At 70.8% G+C, this 16,556-nt stretch carries 13 protein-coding genes; 6 read left to right on the top strand and 7 right to left on the bottom strand.

Translation table 11 applies throughout. The features are described 5' to 3' along the window. Positions 1-15: 15 nt before the first annotated feature. The 4 genes from ABZ855_RS14075 to ABZ855_RS14060 all read right to left on the bottom strand — a co-directional run bounded on the left by ABZ855_RS14075 (position 16) and on the right by ABZ855_RS14060 (position 5,484). Positions 16-1,095 carry a hypothetical protein gene (locus tag ABZ855_RS14075; RefSeq protein ID WP_360806061.1) on the bottom strand — a complete coding sequence of 360 codons (1,080 nt, stop codon included), beginning with the start codon at positions 1,093-1,095 and terminating at the stop codon, positions 16-18. 388 nt (positions 1,096-1,483) lie between these two features. Continuing rightward, a complete protein-coding gene (locus tag ABZ855_RS14070) occupies positions 1,484-4,285 on the bottom strand; it encodes an AAA family ATPase (RefSeq protein ID WP_360806058.1) in 2,802 nt (933 codons plus the stop codon). A gap of 296 nt (positions 4,286-4,581) precedes the next feature. Continuing rightward, positions 4,582-4,977, bottom strand: coding sequence for a hypothetical protein (locus ABZ855_RS14065; RefSeq protein ID WP_360806055.1), 396 nt, complete (start codon positions 4,975-4,977; stop codon positions 4,582-4,584). A gap of 96 nt (positions 4,978-5,073) precedes the next feature. Further along, on the bottom strand, positions 5,074-5,484 hold the full coding sequence (locus ABZ855_RS14060; RefSeq protein ID WP_360806052.1) for a transcriptional repressor: 411 nt from the start codon (positions 5,482-5,484) through the stop codon (positions 5,074-5,076). Between the two features lie 295 nt (positions 5,485-5,779). On the opposite strand from ABZ855_RS14060, the gene katG reads away from it, so the two are divergent. Further along, positions 5,780-8,002 (top strand): catalase/peroxidase HPI, encoded by a 2,223-nt coding sequence (gene katG / locus ABZ855_RS14055; protein WP_360806049.1) that lies wholly within the window; start codon positions 5,780-5,782, stop codon positions 8,000-8,002. A gap of 110 nt (positions 8,003-8,112) precedes the next feature. After that, a complete protein-coding gene (locus ABZ855_RS14050; RefSeq protein ID WP_360806046.1) occupies positions 8,113-8,826 on the top strand; it encodes a pyridoxal 5'-phosphate synthase in 714 nt (237 codons plus the stop codon). 10 nt (positions 8,827-8,836) lie between these two features. Here the strand turns inward: ABZ855_RS14050 and ABZ855_RS14045 are convergent, their stop codons facing one another. Both ABZ855_RS14045 and ABZ855_RS14040 read right to left on the bottom strand, forming a co-directional pair. After that, entirely contained in the window at positions 8,837-9,457 is a 621-nt protein-coding gene (locus tag ABZ855_RS14045; protein WP_360806043.1) for a GNAT family protein, read from the bottom strand. Continuing rightward, positions 9,457-9,918, bottom strand: coding sequence for an OB-fold domain-containing protein (locus ABZ855_RS14040; RefSeq protein ID WP_360806040.1), 462 nt, complete (start codon positions 9,916-9,918; stop codon positions 9,457-9,459). The genes ABZ855_RS14045 and ABZ855_RS14040 overlap by 1 nt, the downstream gene beginning before the upstream one ends. 201 nt (positions 9,919-10,119) lie before the next feature. Between ABZ855_RS14040 and ABZ855_RS14035 the strand changes: the two genes are divergently transcribed. From ABZ855_RS14035 to ABZ855_RS14020, 4 genes are all read left to right on the top strand, one after another. After that, entirely contained in the window at positions 10,120-11,295 is a 1,176-nt protein-coding gene (locus ABZ855_RS14035; protein ID WP_360806037.1) for an NAD(P)/FAD-dependent oxidoreductase, read from the top strand. Between the two features lie 94 nt (positions 11,296-11,389). Continuing rightward, positions 11,390-13,654, top strand: coding sequence for an acetate--CoA ligase family protein (locus tag ABZ855_RS14030; RefSeq protein ID WP_360806034.1), 2,265 nt, complete (start codon positions 11,390-11,392; stop codon positions 13,652-13,654). A gap of 37 nt (positions 13,655-13,691) precedes the next feature. After that, positions 13,692-14,528: an enoyl-CoA hydratase-related protein gene (locus tag ABZ855_RS14025; protein WP_360806031.1), complete on the top strand. Its 837-nt coding sequence runs from the start codon at positions 13,692-13,694 to the stop codon at positions 14,526-14,528. A 49-nt stretch (positions 14,529-14,577) separates the two neighbouring features. Next, on the top strand, positions 14,578-15,258 hold the full coding sequence (locus tag ABZ855_RS14020) for a flavin reductase family protein (protein ID WP_360806028.1): 681 nt from the start codon (positions 14,578-14,580) through the stop codon (positions 15,256-15,258). On the opposite strand, the gene ABZ855_RS14015 is transcribed toward ABZ855_RS14020, so the two are convergent. Further along, positions 15,227-16,330: a class I SAM-dependent methyltransferase gene (locus ABZ855_RS14015; RefSeq protein ID WP_360806025.1), complete on the bottom strand. Its 1,104-nt coding sequence runs from the start codon at positions 16,328-16,330 to the stop codon at positions 15,227-15,229. The genes ABZ855_RS14020 and ABZ855_RS14015 overlap by 32 nt on opposite strands. Positions 16,331-16,556 lie beyond the last annotated feature (226 nt).

Here is a 16,556-nt window from a genome sequence, read left to right as displayed (position 1 = left end):
GGTGACGAGGGGGCGTCAGCCCAGGGCGACCGTGGCGATCACGCCCTCTTCCAGCCCGTCGATCCCGAGCATGGCCTCCACCCCTGACTCCAGGTCGCCGTACGCGGGGAACACGGGCACCCCGAAACCCTCGGCCAGCTGCGTGACGGTGGACGCGATGTGGCCGACGTCCATGTGGATGCTGCGGAAGGTGCGGGGCTCGCGGTAGCGCCACATGTTGCGGCGGAAGACCGAGGTCAGAACCAGCAGGCAGCGCACGTCGAACGCGGTCCGGGTGGTGCTGGCCCGGAAGACCTCGCGGAACCGGGGGGAGTCCGGATCGGGCGCGGGCACGGGCAGTTTGACGAGGGCGTGCAGACCGCCGTGCACGTGGTACCAGCCGGGTTCCACGCCGGCGACGTCGAGGACCGCGAGGTAGCCCTCGGTGGGGTGACGCCGGCCACCGGACGGGCTGGTGCGGGTGAGGTAGTCGGCGGACGCGCGGCTCTCGACCGTGTCCACGACCCCCAGCGCGAGGGCGGCGAGGGCCAGCAGTTCCTCTTTGCCGAGGGCATGCGTCCGGCCGACGTCCGTACCGACCGCCATGGGCGCCAATTCCGGGGTGAGCGGCGGCAGCGGTATCAGTTCGTCCGAAGCCTGCGGTTTAAAACGGTCGTCGTCCGGCATCTCGGACCGGTACCGGTGAATTCGCTCGCGGTCGACTCCGTAGCCCTTGCTGTAGTCGACCCCGGGGAAGTCGTGCGCGGCGACATGATATTCCGCCGCCATGCGCCAGCCTTTGCTTTCCCAGCGCCGGAAGGTCTCCGCAGCCCATTGATAACGAGAATCCGCACGGGATTCCTCGGTGATGATGAGACCGGTCTTCTCCATGGCCGAGACGACCGCTTCGGCGCGCTCGGGCGACAATCCGAGTTCGGCGGACGCCTCCTTGACCAACAGCGCCCGCTCCTGCGGCCGGCTCGCCAGTACGAGCACCGACGCCTCCATCGCACCCAGGCCGAAGGACCGTCTGTTCAGCAGGTCGTCGGCGATCCACCGGCCGGTCGCGCCAGGCCGGGGCATCAGCCGCATGAACTCACTCGCTTGCACAGACATGATCACCCCTGAAGGAAATTCCGGCGAATAAAGTGCGTCCGGGCGCCGGGGAAAGAATCCCCGGCGCCCGGCACGGGACCCTGATTAGTCGTACGCGGGGCCCTGGAGGAGCATCGGCTCGTACGACTCGATCTCCTCGACCTCGACCAGAGCGTCCTGCTCGACGGTGATGACGTTCTCCATTTTGGTTACCTCCTTCAATTGGAATAGTTCTGTATTTTGCAAACAGCCTACGAAAGGACGCACAAAAACCGCTCGCGGAACTTTTTACGCCCCCCGTCGGTGGCTGCCGACAGTTATGAGCTTGGCACGGGTGATCAGCTGTTTCCGGTGCGCGGACGCCTCGCCGGCTAAGCACAGGGAAAACTGACGCGAGCCGGTCCGGGTGTCAGAGGGCGCGGGTGAGGACGGCGGTGACCACGTCGGTGCGCGAGCGCAGGCCGGTCCGGGCGAACAGGCGCGACAGCCGCTGGGCGACGGCGTCCGCGTTGACCCGGAGAACGTCCGCGATCTGTTGGTTGGTGAATCCTTCGGCGATGAGGGTGGCCAGCAGGCGGTCGTTCTCGGCGGTGGTCTGCGCGCGGCCGGGGACGGGGAGCCGGGCCGCGCGCAGGGCGGTTCTGGTGTGGTGGCGCCAGAGGGTGGCGTCGGTGGTGCCGAACAGTTCGTACGCCTCGTGCAGCAGCGTGGCCGGGACGGCCTCCGCGGTGGCGGCCGTGAGCAGGGTGGTCGCCGTTTCAAAAGGCAGGCCGCGGGCGCGGGCGAGCCTCACCGCCTCGCGCAGGTTGTCGCGGGCGGTGTCGGGGGCGTCCGCCCGCAGGACACGGGCCGAGGCCAGCAGCCGCAGCAGCTGGGCCCGGTCGGTGCTCGTCCGGGTCGCGATCCGTGTCAGGTGGTCCAGGGCCGCCGTCGCCTCGCCGATGTGTCCCGCCCGGCTCGTCACCTCTGCCAGCAAGGCCCACAGCTCTTCCGTGCCGTGGACCTGCTCGTGCTTCCGCGCCGTGGCGAGCCCGCCGCGCAGCGTCCTCTCGGCCTCGTCCAAGTCGCCCAGGGTCATGCGCAGTTCGGCTTCCGCCGCGTCCAGGGCGCACTGCGGCGGGCCACCCGCGGGACCACGCATGTCCGCGACCAGCTGGAGGGCGGTGGCGAGGCGGCCCCGGGCGGCGAGGATGCCCGCCGTCCGCGCGGGGAGCAGAGAGCTGTCCAGTACCGGGGTGGACCGGAACTCGGCGTTGGCCAGCAGCCGACGGGCGACTTCCAGTGCCTGGTCCCACCGGCCCGCGCAGTGGTCGAAGAGGAACCGGGCGAGCGGCGGGAGCGTGTGCGCGGTCAGGCCCAGGGTCTCCAGCAGGGTGCCGGCCGCGCGAAGGTCGTAGGTGGTGAGCAGTGCGTCGAACCTGTCGCCCTCCGGCGAGTACACCTTGCACCGGGGAAACTCGGGGGCGTCAGGCATGGCCGGTTCGTGCCGGTGGGGTTCTGGCCGGCCCCTTGCCAGATCGGCCGTGGCCTTGAACCGGGCGGGCGCCGAGCGGGCGCCCGGGCCGGTGTTCCACACCGGCTCGGTCTCCTGGAGCAGTTCCGCCGCCTCCCGCCAACGCGAGAGATGCAACAGAGCCAGGGCCCGTCCGGTGACCTTGGCCAGGACGGGCACCGGCAGTCCGTCCCACCAGTAGGCGGTGGCGAGCCGTGACATCGTTGTCCAGTCACGCTGGTTGGCGGTGACCACCACGACCAGGCAGGCCGCCTCCTGCAGGTCGAGGTCGCTCAGCCCCGGGCCGGGATCGCGCAGCAGGGATTCCCCGGCGCCCCTCCCTGCGGAGTGGTCACAGGCCAGGTAGGCGGTCGCCCCGTACTGCTGGAGGACAAGATCACGGACATCGGCGCGCTCGGCCAGGTCACGGGCGACCCGCAGCCACCGCAAAGCTCTCCCGACGTCGGGGCCGGGCCTCATCCGATGGGCGACAGAGGTCAGTTCGGCCACCGCACGCTCCCGGTCCACCAGGCTGCCCGCGTCCGCGATCCGGTCCGCCCGGTAGGCCAGAGCGCCCGTCTCGTCAGGATGATCCGGCGTCGAGGGAAGCACGGATACCGCACGCTCCGAGTTCGCGTCCTCCCAGAGGACCTCCACCGCCATGGCGGACAGCCGGGCGCGGTCCACCGGGCTCAGCCGCTCCCGTACCGTGTGCGCGGTCAGCGGGAGACGGAACGGGCAACCCCGCACCGCGGCCGCTGCGGACAGCACCTCGCTGAAGCCCGCGTCGATGACGCCTGCCTCGGCCAGGCAGCGCACACCGTCGGACACGGCGTCGGTGGACAGGCCGGACCAGGCGGCGGCCAGGCGAAGGGCCGGCCGGCCGAGCGGTCCCAGGACACTCAGGGCGGCGGCCACCGCGCGCGCGGGCTCGCCGAGCCGGTCCACAACCCTGACGAACCGGTCGTCCCCGGGCAGCACCGGTATCACCGTTCGCGCGGGTACGAAGGCATGACCGTCGGCGACGCGGATCGCGCCCCGATCGGTCCAGCCAGTGAGCAGGGCCTCGATCGCCGCCGGGACGCCGCGCGTCAACTCGGCCACCCGCCCGGCCAGGTCGGAGTCCGCTTTCGCCCCCAACCGCCGCTCCACCAGCGTGGCGATGTCCCGCGCCTCCAGCGGACGCAGGACGACCGTGCGCGCCGCCTCGACACCGGTGGCCGCTTCCGCGCCGCCCGCGTAGGACACCACCAGCCCGATCCCTGGGACGTCGATACGGCCGAGTACGGCCAGGGAGTCGGGGTCGGCGTTCTGGGCATCGTCGACCAGGACGGTCATCGGTGCGCAGCGGGCGAGCGTCGCGCGCAGAAGTGTCTCCATGGCCGCGCGGTCACCCCGGTCGACGGCCGCCAGAGCCCGGGCGACCGGACCTGAGGCCGGCTGGTGTTCCGCGTGCGGCCGGCGTTTCTCCACCGCCATGACCAGTCGCAGCACCAGCAGCAGGGGCCGGTCGCTGTCGCCGTGCACGCAGTCCACCGCGTGCACGGGGGTTCCCTGTGCACGCAGCCGCTCACCGGTGGCGTGCAGGAACGCGCTGCGGCCGACGCCGGGTTCGCCGCGTAAGAGGACCGGTCGCGGAGCGCCGGGGACGCTCAGGAGGTCGAGGATCTGCTCCGACTCGCGCGCACGGCCGAGCAGACGGCGGTCGGTGCGGTCCATTCGGGCCGGTACACCCCAGCGGACCAGATCATCGGTTTCCGTCCACGCGACCACTGTGCGATCCATCCCTTGCTTCGGAGACTGGCGAAGGACGTCCGTCCACCGTGGGTACAGCCGTCCTCAACTACGCCCCGACACACCTGACTTCGTCTGAGCGCGGGACATTATGAGCGGCCGGGCCACCCCCACTCGAGCCGACCAGGGCGCTTTCGCCCGATCTGCCGGTAGCGGAATTTCTCACTCCAGGCAGAGGGAACGAAGAGGCGTCGGACGCTGTCCGGCGCGCGTCCTCCCGGTCACCTCCGTGGCCGGGACGGCAGGACAGCCGTACGGGAGCAGGCGCGGCGCACGGCGCCGGACGACGGTGCCGCGGTGGTGCGGCTCGGTTGGAAGGACAAAGACGCCGAGGAGGACGACGAGGAGGAGGACGAGGACACCGCCGACGCGATCGCCGTCGCCGGGTGCGGCCTGATGCTCACTGACCCCGACGGCTGTCTGCTCCCTCTGCCCACACGGCCCACCGGGCGCGGCTGCGGGGCGCGGCGCGGGCGGGCGGCGGCGCCGAGCTGTCCGCGTTCTCCCACGCGCTGCCTGCGGCGGCCGGCCGGATGCCGCTCGCGCTGGTCGCCGACGGCATCGAGCACATGCCAGAGAACAACGCCGACGCACTGGGCCTGTTCCTGAGGGTCCACGCCCGCACGGTGTGCACCGGCACACGGTCCCGGGCAGAACTCACCGCGGCCTGGCTCAGCGAGGCCGTGTCAGCACCCGGCGCCCCCAGCGGAGCGTTACGCGCAGGCCCCGCACAGCCCCCGATAAGTGACCTCCACCTGGCTCACCGTGAACCCGAAGCGCTCCTCCGCCGGGAGGTCCGCCATCGGGTCGCCCGTGGGGTGGACGTCCCTGATCGTGCCGCAGTTCGAGCAGACCAGGTGGTGGTGGGGGTGGTGCGCGTTCGGGTCGTAGCGCTTCGCCCGCCCGTCCGTGGCGACCTCTATGACCTCGCCGAGCGAGACCAGCTCACCCAGGGTGTTGTAGACCGTCGCCCGGGAGATCTCCGGGAGCCGCTGCGCCGCACGCGCGTGCACTTCGTCCGCCGTGTAGTGCACGTGTTCGCCGTCGAGGACCTCCGCAACGACACGCCGCTGGGAAGTCATCCGCCAGCCGCGTCCACGCAGTCGCTCCAGCAGGTCGCTCATGTTGTTCACCTATTCAGGTTCGGTGGAATACACGGATTTTACCAGTGGACGTCCGGGTTCCGATAGGATATGGAATTGTCACACTTCTTGACTTGGACCTTGTCCATTGTAGGATCGCTTACGGCGATGGCCAAGGGAGCCAAGGGACAGGAAGCGACTCCAGTGCGGCAGGAGACAGAAGAGACGTGACGGCGTGTGTGACCTCCTCCACAGGCCCGAGCGTCCCCCCACCCCCCAGTTCCTGAGAACGCAGTTTGTGAGCAGCACCGAGATCTGCCCGTCCGGAAGGATTCCCATGTCTGAGAACCACGACGCGATCGTCACCGACGCGAAAACCGAGGGCACGGGAGGCTGCCCGGTCGCGCACACGCGCGCCCCGCACCCGACCCAGGGCGGCGGCAACCGCCAGTGGTGGCCCGAGCAGCTGAACCTGAAGATCCTCGCGAAGAACCCCGCCGTCTCGAACCCGCTCGGCGAGGAGTTCGACTACGCCGCCGCGTTCCAGACCCTCGGCCTCCCTGCCGTCAAGCAGGACATCGCCGCGGTGCTGACCGACTCGCAGGACTGGTGGCCGGCCGACTTCGGGCACTACGGCCCGTTCATGATCCGCATGGCCTGGCACAGCGCCGGCACCTACCGCATCAGCGACGGCCGCGGTGGCGGCGGCGCCGGTCAGCAGCGCTTCGCCCCCCTGAACAGCTGGCCGGACAACGGCAACCTCGACAAGGCCCGCCGTCTGCTGTGGCCGGTCAAGAAGAAGTACGGCCAGAGCCTGTCCTGGGCCGACCTCATGATCCTCGCGGGCAACGTGGCCCTGGAGTCGATGGGCTTCGAGACCTTCGGCTTCGGCGGCGGCCGCGCCGACGTGTGGGAGCCCGACGAGGACGTGTACTGGGGTCCCGAGACCACCTGGCTCGACGACCAGCGCTACACCGGCGACCGTGACCTGGAGAGCCCCCTCGGCGCCGTCCAGATGGGTCTCATCTACGTCAACCCGGAGGGCCCCAACGGCAACCCGGACCCGATCGCCGCGGCCCGCGACATCCGTGAGACGTTCCGCCGCATGGCGATGAACGACGAGGAGACCGTCGCCCTCATCGCCGGTGGCCACACCTTCGGCAAGACCCACGGCGCCGGCCCGGCGGACGCGGTCGGCCCCGACCCCGAGGCCGCCCCGATCGAGCAGCAGGGCTTCGGCTGGAAGAGCACCTACGGCTCCGGCAAGGCCGGCGACGCGATCACCAGTGGCCTCGAGGTCACCTGGACCGCGACCCCGACCCAGTGGAGCAACGGGTTCTTCAAGAACCTGTTCGAGTACGAGTACGAGCTGACGCAGAGCCCGGCCGGCGCCAACCAGTGGGTCGCCAAGAACGCCGAGGCGATCATCCCCGACGCGCACGACCCGTCGAAGTCGAAGCTCCCGACGATGCTCACGACCGACCTGTCGCTGCGCTTCGACCCGGCGTACGCGGAGATCTCCCGTCGCTTCTACGAGCACCCGGACCAGTTCGCGGACGCCTTCGCCCGCGCCTGGTTCAAGCTGACCCACCGCGACCTCGGCCCGGTCGTCCGCTACCTCGGCCCCGAGGTCCCGACCGAGACGCTGCTGTGGCAGGACCCGCTCCCCGCGGTCACGCACGAGCTCGTCGACGCCGCCGACGTCTCCGCCCTCAAGGCGCAGATCCTCGCCTCCGGCCTCACGGTCTCCCAGCTGGTCTCCACCACCTGGGCGGCCACGTCGTCCTTCCGCAGCAGCGACAAGCGCGGCGGTGCCAACGGTGCCCGTATCCGCCTCCAGCCGCAGGCCGGCTGGGAGGTCAACAGCCCGGACGAGCTCGCCACGGTGCTGCGCACCCTGGAGGGCGTGCAGTCGTCCTTCAACGCCGCGCAGTCCGGCGGCAAGCAGATCTCGATCGCCGACGTGATCGTCCTCGCGGGCGCCACGGGCATCGAGAAGGCGGCCAAGGACGCCGGCTTCGACATCGAGGTCCCCTTCACGCCGGGCCGCGTGGACGCGACGCAGGAGCAGACGGACGTCGAGTCCTTCGCCGCCCTGGAGCCCACCGCCGACGGGTTCCGCAACTACCTCGGCAAGGGCAACCGCCTCCCCGCCGAGTACCTGCTGCTCGACAAGGCGAACCTGCTGGGCCTGAGCGCCCCCGAGCTGACCGTCCTCGTCGGCGGCCTGCGCGTACTCGGCGCCAACCACGGCGGCTCCACGCACGGCGTCTTCACCGACACCCCGGGCGTGCTGACGAACGACTTCTTCGTCAACCTGCTGGAGCTGGGTACGGAGTGGACGGCCACGTCCGAGGACCAGAACACCTTCGAGGGCCGCGACGCCTCGGGCCAGGTCAAGTGGACCGGCACCCGCGCCGACCTGGTCTTCGGCTCCAACTCCGAGCTGCGCGCGGTCGCGGAGGTCTACGCGAGCGACGACGCCAAGGAGAAGTTCGTCAAGGACTTCGTCAAGGCGTGGGTGAAGGTGTCGAACGCGGACCGCTTCGACCTCGTCTGATCCCCTGATCCACCTGATCGACCGCTCAACCCGGTAGTGACGTCCAGGCCGGCCCGTACGGGTCGGCCTGGACGTTTTTCCTGGGCCCGTCGTCACCGATACTCGTCCCCATGCCAACTTCTGCGCGACCGGAACCGGAATCGGACCCGGATCTCCACGATCTGCTGCGAACCCTGCGGGTGTGGTCCCCCGAGATCACCACTCTCCCCGGCTTCGACCCGGAGAAGGCACCGCCCACCCCCCTCCCCCTCTTCACCACCTGGTTCGCGGAGGCGGTGGCCGCCGGGCAGCCCGAGCCGCACACCATGTCCCTGGCCACCTCGGACGCGGACGGCCTGCCCGACGTACGCACCGTGATGCTGCACGGCGCGGACACCGACGGCTGGTCCTTCGCCTCCCACTCGGGAAGCGCCAAGGGCCGGCAACTGGCGGCACGCCCCTACGCGGCGCTCCACTTCTACTGGCCCGCCCTCGGGCGCCAGATCCGGCTCCGGGGCCCGGTCGAGTCCGCCCCCTCCCCCGAGGCACAGGCCGACCTGCACGCCCGCTCGACGGGAGCACTCGCCGCCGCGCTGACCGGCCGCCAGAGTGAAGTACTGGGCTCACTGGCCGAGTTGGAGCGCACCTCGCGGGAGGCCTGGGAACGGGCGCAGCGCGACCCGGCCGCCCCCGCCCCGACCTGGACCCTGTACCGACTGCGCCCCGACGAGGCCGAGTTCTTCCAGGGAGACGCCGAGCGCCGCCACGTACGGCTCAAGTACCGCCGTACGGAGGGGAGTTCGGGTGTCACTGGGGGTTGGCTCAGGGAGTTGCTGTGGCCGTAGGCGGGCCCGGTTACTGGTCCAGCTCCTGAACCGGGTCCGGGTCCTGGGCGATCCGCCCGTGCAGGTGGACGTCCCGGAACAGATCCTGGCGTTCCGCCTCGAACATCGCGCCCCGCAGGGTCCCCTCGTACCGGAATCCGCAGTGTTCGGCGACGCGGCAGGAAGCCTCGTGGCCGATGGCGTGGCCCAGTTCCAGGCGGTTGAGGCCGAGGCTGTCGAAGGCCCAGCGGGTGCCGAGGGCGAGCGCGCGGGTGGCGACGCGCTTGCCGCGCGCCTCGGGGAGGACCCAGTAGCCGATACGGGCGAGCCGGGTGAAGGGGTCGATGTCGTTGACGCCCAGGTGTCCGAGTATCGCGCCGGAAACGATGTCGGTGACACAGAAGGACACCCGGCTGCCGTCCGCCGCGGTCCCGGAGCGGGTGCCCAGGGAGTCACGGGCGCTGTCGAGATCGGTGACCGGCTTCATGGGGGTGTTCCAGCGCCTGAAGTCCGGGTCGGTCAGCCCGCGCAGCCACGCGTCGACGTCGGTGTCCAGGTCCGCGCGCCACTGCCGCAGCCGCAGTCCGTGACCGAGCAGCTCGGGAAACTCGGGGACGGGGTGAGTGAGGGAGCGCTCATGGATAGGGGCCATCAGCCCATTGAAACCCGTACGGCTGTACGACTCCCACCTCGGGGACGGAAAATCGGCACACCTTCCCGAAAAGCAACCTCCAGCCCCATCCCGACCCGCAACTCCCCCTCCGCACCACCCCCCACCACACTCCCCTCCACCCCGGTCACCACCTCGGTCATCATCCGGGGCCCCTCGTCGAGATCGACGACAGCGGCGACGTACGGTGTGCGCTCCCCGAAGGGCGGCAGGTCGTTGCGGTGGACGACGGACCAGGTGTAGAGCGTGGCCAGCCCACTGGCGGTCTCCCACACGACGTCCTCGCTCCAGCAGTACGGGCAGAACTCGCGGGGATAGTGGTGAGCCCGCCCACATGCCCCACAGCGCCGCAGAAGCAGCCGCCCGCCGGCCGCCGCGTCCCAGTACGGCCGCGTGAAAGCGTCCACCTCAGGTATGTCGAACCGGTCCCTGCCCGTGCTCATGTCCACGGCCCCTCTGCCGACTGCCCGAATCTGACGATGCGTCAGGTATCTTCGTCAGCCCAGTATGCCCTCACCGCACCCCCGCAACCAGGCCTCCTGCCCCACCGGCCCCACCCATCTCCCCCACGGCCGTGATCAATCCGCAACCAATTCCGGTCTTGGCCGAGACCCAACAGGTGAGGGCGTGAATACGCTCGGCACATGGCCGACTCACCGACACCGCCCCTGTCCTCCGCCGCCCCCGTGTACGTCATCGGCGGCGGGCCAGGCGGTCTCGCCGTCGCGTACGCGCTGCGGGCCCAGGGGGTTCGGGCCGTCGTGCTGGAGCGGGGCGAGGGGGTCGGGTCGTCCTGGCGGCGGCACTACGACCGGCTGCATCTGCACACCACCCGACGGCTGTCCTCGCTGCCGGGGCTGGCGATGCCGCGCTCGTTCGGGCGATGGGTGGCCCGGGACAACGTGGTGCGCTACCTCGAGAAGTACGCCGAGTACCACGAGCTCGAAGTCGTCACCGGCGTCGAGGTGTCCCGGGTCGAGCGGACCGCCGACGGCACCGGCTGGCTGCTGCACGCCACCGGTGGGCGCGAGCTGACCGGCAGCGCGGTCGTCGTCGCCACCGGCACCAACCACACACCCCGGATACCCGACTGGCCCGGACGCGACGCCTACCGCGGCGAGCTGCTGCACGCCGCCCAGTACCGCAACCCCGCGCCCTACGCCGGTCGTGACGTCCTCGTCGTCGGGATCGGCAACACCGGTGCCGAGATCGCCGTCGACCTGGTGGAGGGCGGGGCCTCGCGGGTGCGGCTGGCGGTCCGTACGACTCCGCACATCGTGCGGCGGTCCACGGCCGGCTGGGCGGCCCAGTTCACGGGCATCGCCGTACGACGGCTGCCGGTGCGCCTCGTCGACAAGCTCGCCGGGCCGGTCGCCAAGGTCAGCGTGCCCGACCTGTCCGCCCACGGGCTGCCCCGCCCCGACACCGGGCTGTACTCCCGGGTGACCGAAGGCTCCCTCCCCGTCCAGGACGTCGGCCTCATCGACGCCGTACGCGAGGGCCGCGTCGAGATCGTGGCCTCCGTCGAGAAGTTCGAGGACGGAAAGGTGGTCCTCGCCGACGGCGAGCACCTCGAGCCCGATGCGGTCATCGCCGCCACGGGATACCTCCGCGGCCTGGAAGGCCTCGTCGGGCACCTCGACGTACTCGACGCGCAAGGCAAGCCGGTCGTCCACGGCCCCCGCTCCCCGAAGAACGCACCGGGCCTCTTCTTCACCGGCTACACCAACCCCATCAGCGGCATGTTCCGCGAACTGGCGATCGACGCGGTACGCATCGCGAAGACGATCGCCCGACAGCAGTCCGCCACCCGGAAGTAAGAAGTTCCTCGCACAGCGGTTCCTGACGCAGTGTCAGTTCAGTAACCTGACACTGCGTCAGTTTATTGGCTGTCACACAGGATCGGGTGGACCGATGCTTGGATCAACCCACGGCACCCTCACCACCACCACCTCCCGCCGGGCCCGGGTCATCGCCTGCGGCGAGCAGCCCTCGCCGGTCGTGCACGGCAGGCCCGCCGACGTCGACGACCTCGACGTCAGTGGCCGGCCGCTGTACGCCGGCGTACCTGATCTCGACCGCTTCTTCCGGCCCGAGTCCCTCGCGGTGGTCGGTGCCTCGGACGCCGAGGGGCGGCCGAACACCGGTATCACCAGGCAGTTGCTGGCGTGGGCCGAGCGGGTCGGTGCCCGGCTGCACCCGGTGCACCCGACCCGCGAGGCCGTCTTCGGCCTCCCCTGCTCCCCTTCCGTCGCGGACCTGCCCGAGCCGGTCGATCTCGCCGTGCTGCTGGTCGCCGACCCCCTTCCCGTGGTCGAGCAACTCGCCGAGGCCAAGGTGAAGTTCGCCGTCGCCTTCGCCTCCGGGTTCGCGGAGACCGGCGACGCGGGCGCCGAGGCACAGGCCCGGCTGTCCGCCGCCGTCCGCCGCTCCGGCCTGCGGCTGCTCGGCCCGAACACCAACCTCAACGCCTTCGAGAACTTCCGCGAGGACCTCGACGGCCCGGCGATCGCCCTGATCACCCAGTCCGGCCACCAGGGCCGCCCCCTCTTCGCCCTCCAGGAACTCGGCATCCGCCTCTCCCACTGGGCCCCCACCGGCAACGAGGCCGATCTGGAGACCGCCGACTTCATCTCCTACTTCTCCGAGCGCCCCGAGGTGGGCGCCATCGCCTGCTACGTCGAGGGCCTCAAGGACGGCCGCTCCTTTCTCCTCGCGGCCGACCGCGCCGCCCGGCGCGGAGTACCCGTCGTCGCCGTCAAGGTGGGCCGCACCGAGACCGGCGCCCGCACGGCCGCCTCCCACACCGGCAAACTGACCGGCGCCGACAAGGTCGTGGACGCGGCGATGCGGCAGTACGGAGTGATCCGCGTCGACGGACTCGACCAACTCCAGGACACCTCAGCCCTGTTGGCGCGGGCCCGCCGTCCGCTCGCCGACGGGGTCGCCGTCTATTCGATCTCGGGCGGCACGGGCGCGCACTTCGCGGACCTGGCGACCGAGGCCGGACTGCACCTGCCGCAGCTGTCCGCCGGCAAGCAAGCCGAGCTGCATGAGTGGATACCCGACTACCTGAACGTGGCCAACCCGATCGACAGCGGCGGGCATCCGGTCGGCGACTGGCGCGGCCGGAAGATCATCGACTCGATCCTCGCCGACCCGGCCGTAGGCGTCCTGATCTGCCCCATCACCGGCCCCTTCCCCCCGATGAGCGACAAGCTCGCCCAGGACCTCGTGGACGCCGCCGAGCAGACGGACAAGCTGGTGTGCGTGATCTGGGGATCGCCGGTCGGCACGGAGTCCGCCTACCGCGAGACGCTGCTCGGGTCGTCCCGGGTGGCGACCTTCCGTACCTTCGCGAACTGCGTGACGGCGGTCCGGGCCCACCTCGACCACGCCCGCTTCACGGCGTCCTACCGCTCCCCCTTCGACGAGGCACCGCGCACCCCCTCGCCCAGTTTCCGCAAGGCGCGCGCGCTGATGCGGCCGGGCCAGGCGCTGAGCGAGCACGCCGCGAAGCTGCTGCTGCGCGCGTACGGAATCCGGGTGCCGCGCGAGCAGTTGGTGACCAGCGCGGCGGCGGCCGTCCGGGCGGCGGGGCTGGTGGGCTACCCGGTGGTGATGAAGGCGTCGGGCGGCCAGATCGCGCACAAGACGGAACTCGGGCTGGTGAAGATCGGGCTGACCTCGGCCAGCCAGGTCCGGGACGCCTATCGCGAACTGACCGACATCGCCCGCTACGAGGGCGTGGACCTGGACGGCGTACTCGTGTGCCAGATGGTCGAGCGGGGAGTCGAGATGGTCGTCGGCGTCACCCACGACGACCTGTTCGGGCCGACGGTGACGGTCGGGCTCGGCGGCGTCCTCGTGGAGGTGCTGCGGGACACCGCCGTACGCGTGCCGCCCTTCGGCGAGGACCAGGCGCGGGACATGCTGACCGAGCTGCGCGGGCGGGCCCTGCTCGACGGGGTCCGGGGGCGCCCCCCGGCCGACCTGGACGCGCTCGTCGAAGTCGTCCTGCGGGTGCAGCGCATGGCGCTGGAACTCGGGGACGAGCTGGCGGAGCTCGACATCAACCCGCTGATGGTGCTGCCCAGGGGGCAGGGGGCGGTGGCGCTGGACGCGCTGGCGGTGTGCGGCCCCGGCCCGGGCCCGGACACCGACCAGCCACTGAACTGACCGTCCTGGCCACCGTAGAAAACGGAGCGGTCCCCACATGACTTCCTCCCCCGAAGAGTCCCGTACGCCGGAAAAATCCGTTGAGTCATTGGTACTGCACGCCACTGACAATCACGTCTCGTGGATCACCCTCAACCGCCCCGAAGCACTCAACGCCATCACCCCTGACCAGCGAGAACGCCTGATCCAACTTTTTTCCGACGCCTCCGCGGACCCCGCCGTACGAGCCGTCGTCCTCACCGGAACGGGCCGCGGCTTCTGCACCGGCGCGGACCTGCGGGGCGGAGGGCAGAACACCGCCGGGGAACGGGTCGCCGGTGACGTGGCCCGGGTCATCCGGCTCGGCGCCCAGCGCCTGATCGGCGCCGTCCTCGACTGCGAGAAGCCGGTCGTCGCCGCCGTCAACGGCACGGCGGCCGGCCTCGGCGCCCATCTGGCCCTCGCCTGCGACCTGGTCCTGGCGGCGGAGTCGGCCCGGTTCATCGAGGTGTTCGTACGCCGGGCCCTGGTCCCCGACGGCGGCGGGGCCTACCTCCTCCCCCGGCTGATCGGCCCGCAGCGCGCGAAGGAGCTGATGTTCTTCGGCGACGCGCTGACCGCGCCGGACGCCGAACGCATGGGCCTGGCCAACCGGGTCGTACCGGACGCGGACCTCCACAAGACTGCCCGCGAATGGGCGGAACGCCTGGCCGCCGGCCCGACCCGCACCCTCGCCCTGACCAAGCAGCTGGTCAACGCCTCCCTCGACTCCGACCGCACCACCGCCTTCGCCGCCGAGGCCACCGCCCAGGAGATCAACATGACGACGGCGGACGCGAGGGAAGGGGTGGCGAGCTTCGTGGAGCGCAGAAACCCTCGTTACAGCGGGAGCTGACGACCCTCCAGGGCTTCACTTCTGACGAGCCGTCAGTTCCAATGGACACATGTTGGGACAAGCGGGAATGGCGGCGGCTGCCGTCCGTTATCTCAGGTCGGTCGGGTCGCCCACGACGGCGCCCGCGGTCATGGTCACGCCCCCCGTCGAAGCGCTGCCCCGGCCGGCCTTACGGGCGGTCGGCGAGGACGAGCGGGCCCCGGTCTCCCCGGCCGAATTCCGGCGCGTACTGGGCAACTTCGCAACCGGCGTCACCGTCATCACGGCACCGGCGGGCGAAGCCGGGACCGCCCCCGCCGGCTTCGCCTGCCAGTCCTTCTCCGCCCTCTCCCTCGAGCCACCCCTCGTCGTCTTCATGGTCGGCCGTACGTCGAGAACATGGCCGCTCATCGCCCGCGCGGGGGTGTTCTGCGTCAACGTACTGAGCGCGGGACAGGGCGAGTTGTGCCGGAGCTTCGCAAGGAGCGGGGCGGACAAGTTCGCGGGGGTCGCATACGACGAGTCCCCGGTCTCCGGCTCCCCACGCCTCGCGGGCGCCTCCGCCTGGGTCGACTGCACGATCCAGGCGGTGCACACGGGCGGTGACCACTTGATCGTCGTAGGGCGGGTGGACGCGTTGGGGGCGGGCGAAGACGAAGGCGCTCCGCTGCTGTTCCATCGCGGGCGGTTCACCCGCCCAGAGGGCGAACAGGACGCCGTCAGGCGGCCGCCAACCTCCACAACGACGTGACTTCGGCGGCGCGGGCCGCGTGCAGGGGGTCGGTGCGGTCCCTCGCCCGGGGATGACGTGGTCGGGCGCCGAGCCTGTCCACGACTCTCAGCCCTGCCGCCCCAACGGCGTCCAGCAAATCCTTCCTGGTCCGCAGCCCCAGATGTTCCGCCAGGTCGGACAGGACAAGCCAACCCTCACCGCCCGGCTCCAGGCGATCTGCCAGACCTGTCAGAAAGCCGTGCAGCATGCCGCCGTCCGCGTCGTAGACGCCCAACTCCAGGTCGGAGGCAGGCCGCGCGGGAATCCAGGGCGGGTTGCATACGACGAGCCCAGCGCGGCATTCCGGAGAGAACGCGGGATCGAGTCCACCGGCACAACCCGCCGGAAAGAGCGTGGGGCCGACGACACGAACACGGTCGCCGAGGCCCAGCCGAGCGAGGTTGTCGCGCGCGCAGGCGAGAGCACGTGGCCCGATGTCGGTCGCGACGACCCGCTCGACACCCCGGCCGGCCAGGACTGCGGCGAGCACCCCCGTCCCCGTCCCCAGATCGAAGGCGTTGAAGGCTGTGCGGAACGTGGGCAGGGGTGCCCGCGCGACCAGATCGACGTATTCGCCCCGCACCGGGGAGAACACCCCGTAGTGGGGATGGATGCGGGCGCCGAGGGCCGGTACCGCCACCCCCTTCTCCCGCCACTGCCGCGCCCCGAGGACGCCCAGCAGTTCCCGGAGGGGAACCGTCGAAGCGCCTCGCGGCGGACCGTACGCGTCCACGCAGGCCTGGCGTACGTCGGGTGCTCGGCGCAGCCCCAGCGAGTAGTCCTCTCCCAAACGGATCAGGAGCCGTCCGAGCACCCGGGCGCGGTGGGCCCGGGACCGGCGGTACGACCAGAACGTATCCGCCGGGGTGGGCCCTGTTCGCAGCGGTTTCCGATCGGCGCGGCGTCCCATCGCCGCCAGCAGCTGACGTCCGTTGTGGAAGTCGCCCTGCCACAGCAGGGCGGTGCCGTCACAGGCCAGCCGGTAGGCGGTGTCGGCACGCGTGCGGTCGTCAATGACGACGGTGTTCTCGGTCCGGCGATTCGTGGACACGATGCAGTACTCCTCGTGATCGAACGTGCGGGGGCACGAAGAGCGCTTCGACGAGGAGAGGAGCGGACAGCTGAGTTACCCAGGCGTACGGGTGAAAAGGCAGGCCGGTACGGCCGGTTACCGCTCCCGCGTCGAAGCGCGAGAGGAGACGTCACCAAGAACCGCACCGAGTACGCCGATTGCGCCGAGGGTCACGGGGAGCCTTTCCGGGCAGGTGAGTGGGGAT

Origin of the sequence: Streptomyces sp. NPDC047042, assembly GCF_040644035.1 — a bacterium.
Lineage (GTDB): Bacteria > Actinomycetota > Actinomycetes > Streptomycetales > Streptomycetaceae > Streptomyces.
The sequence above is the reverse complement of the archived record's forward strand: the minus strand, read 5'-3'. Positions and strand labels throughout refer to the sequence as shown.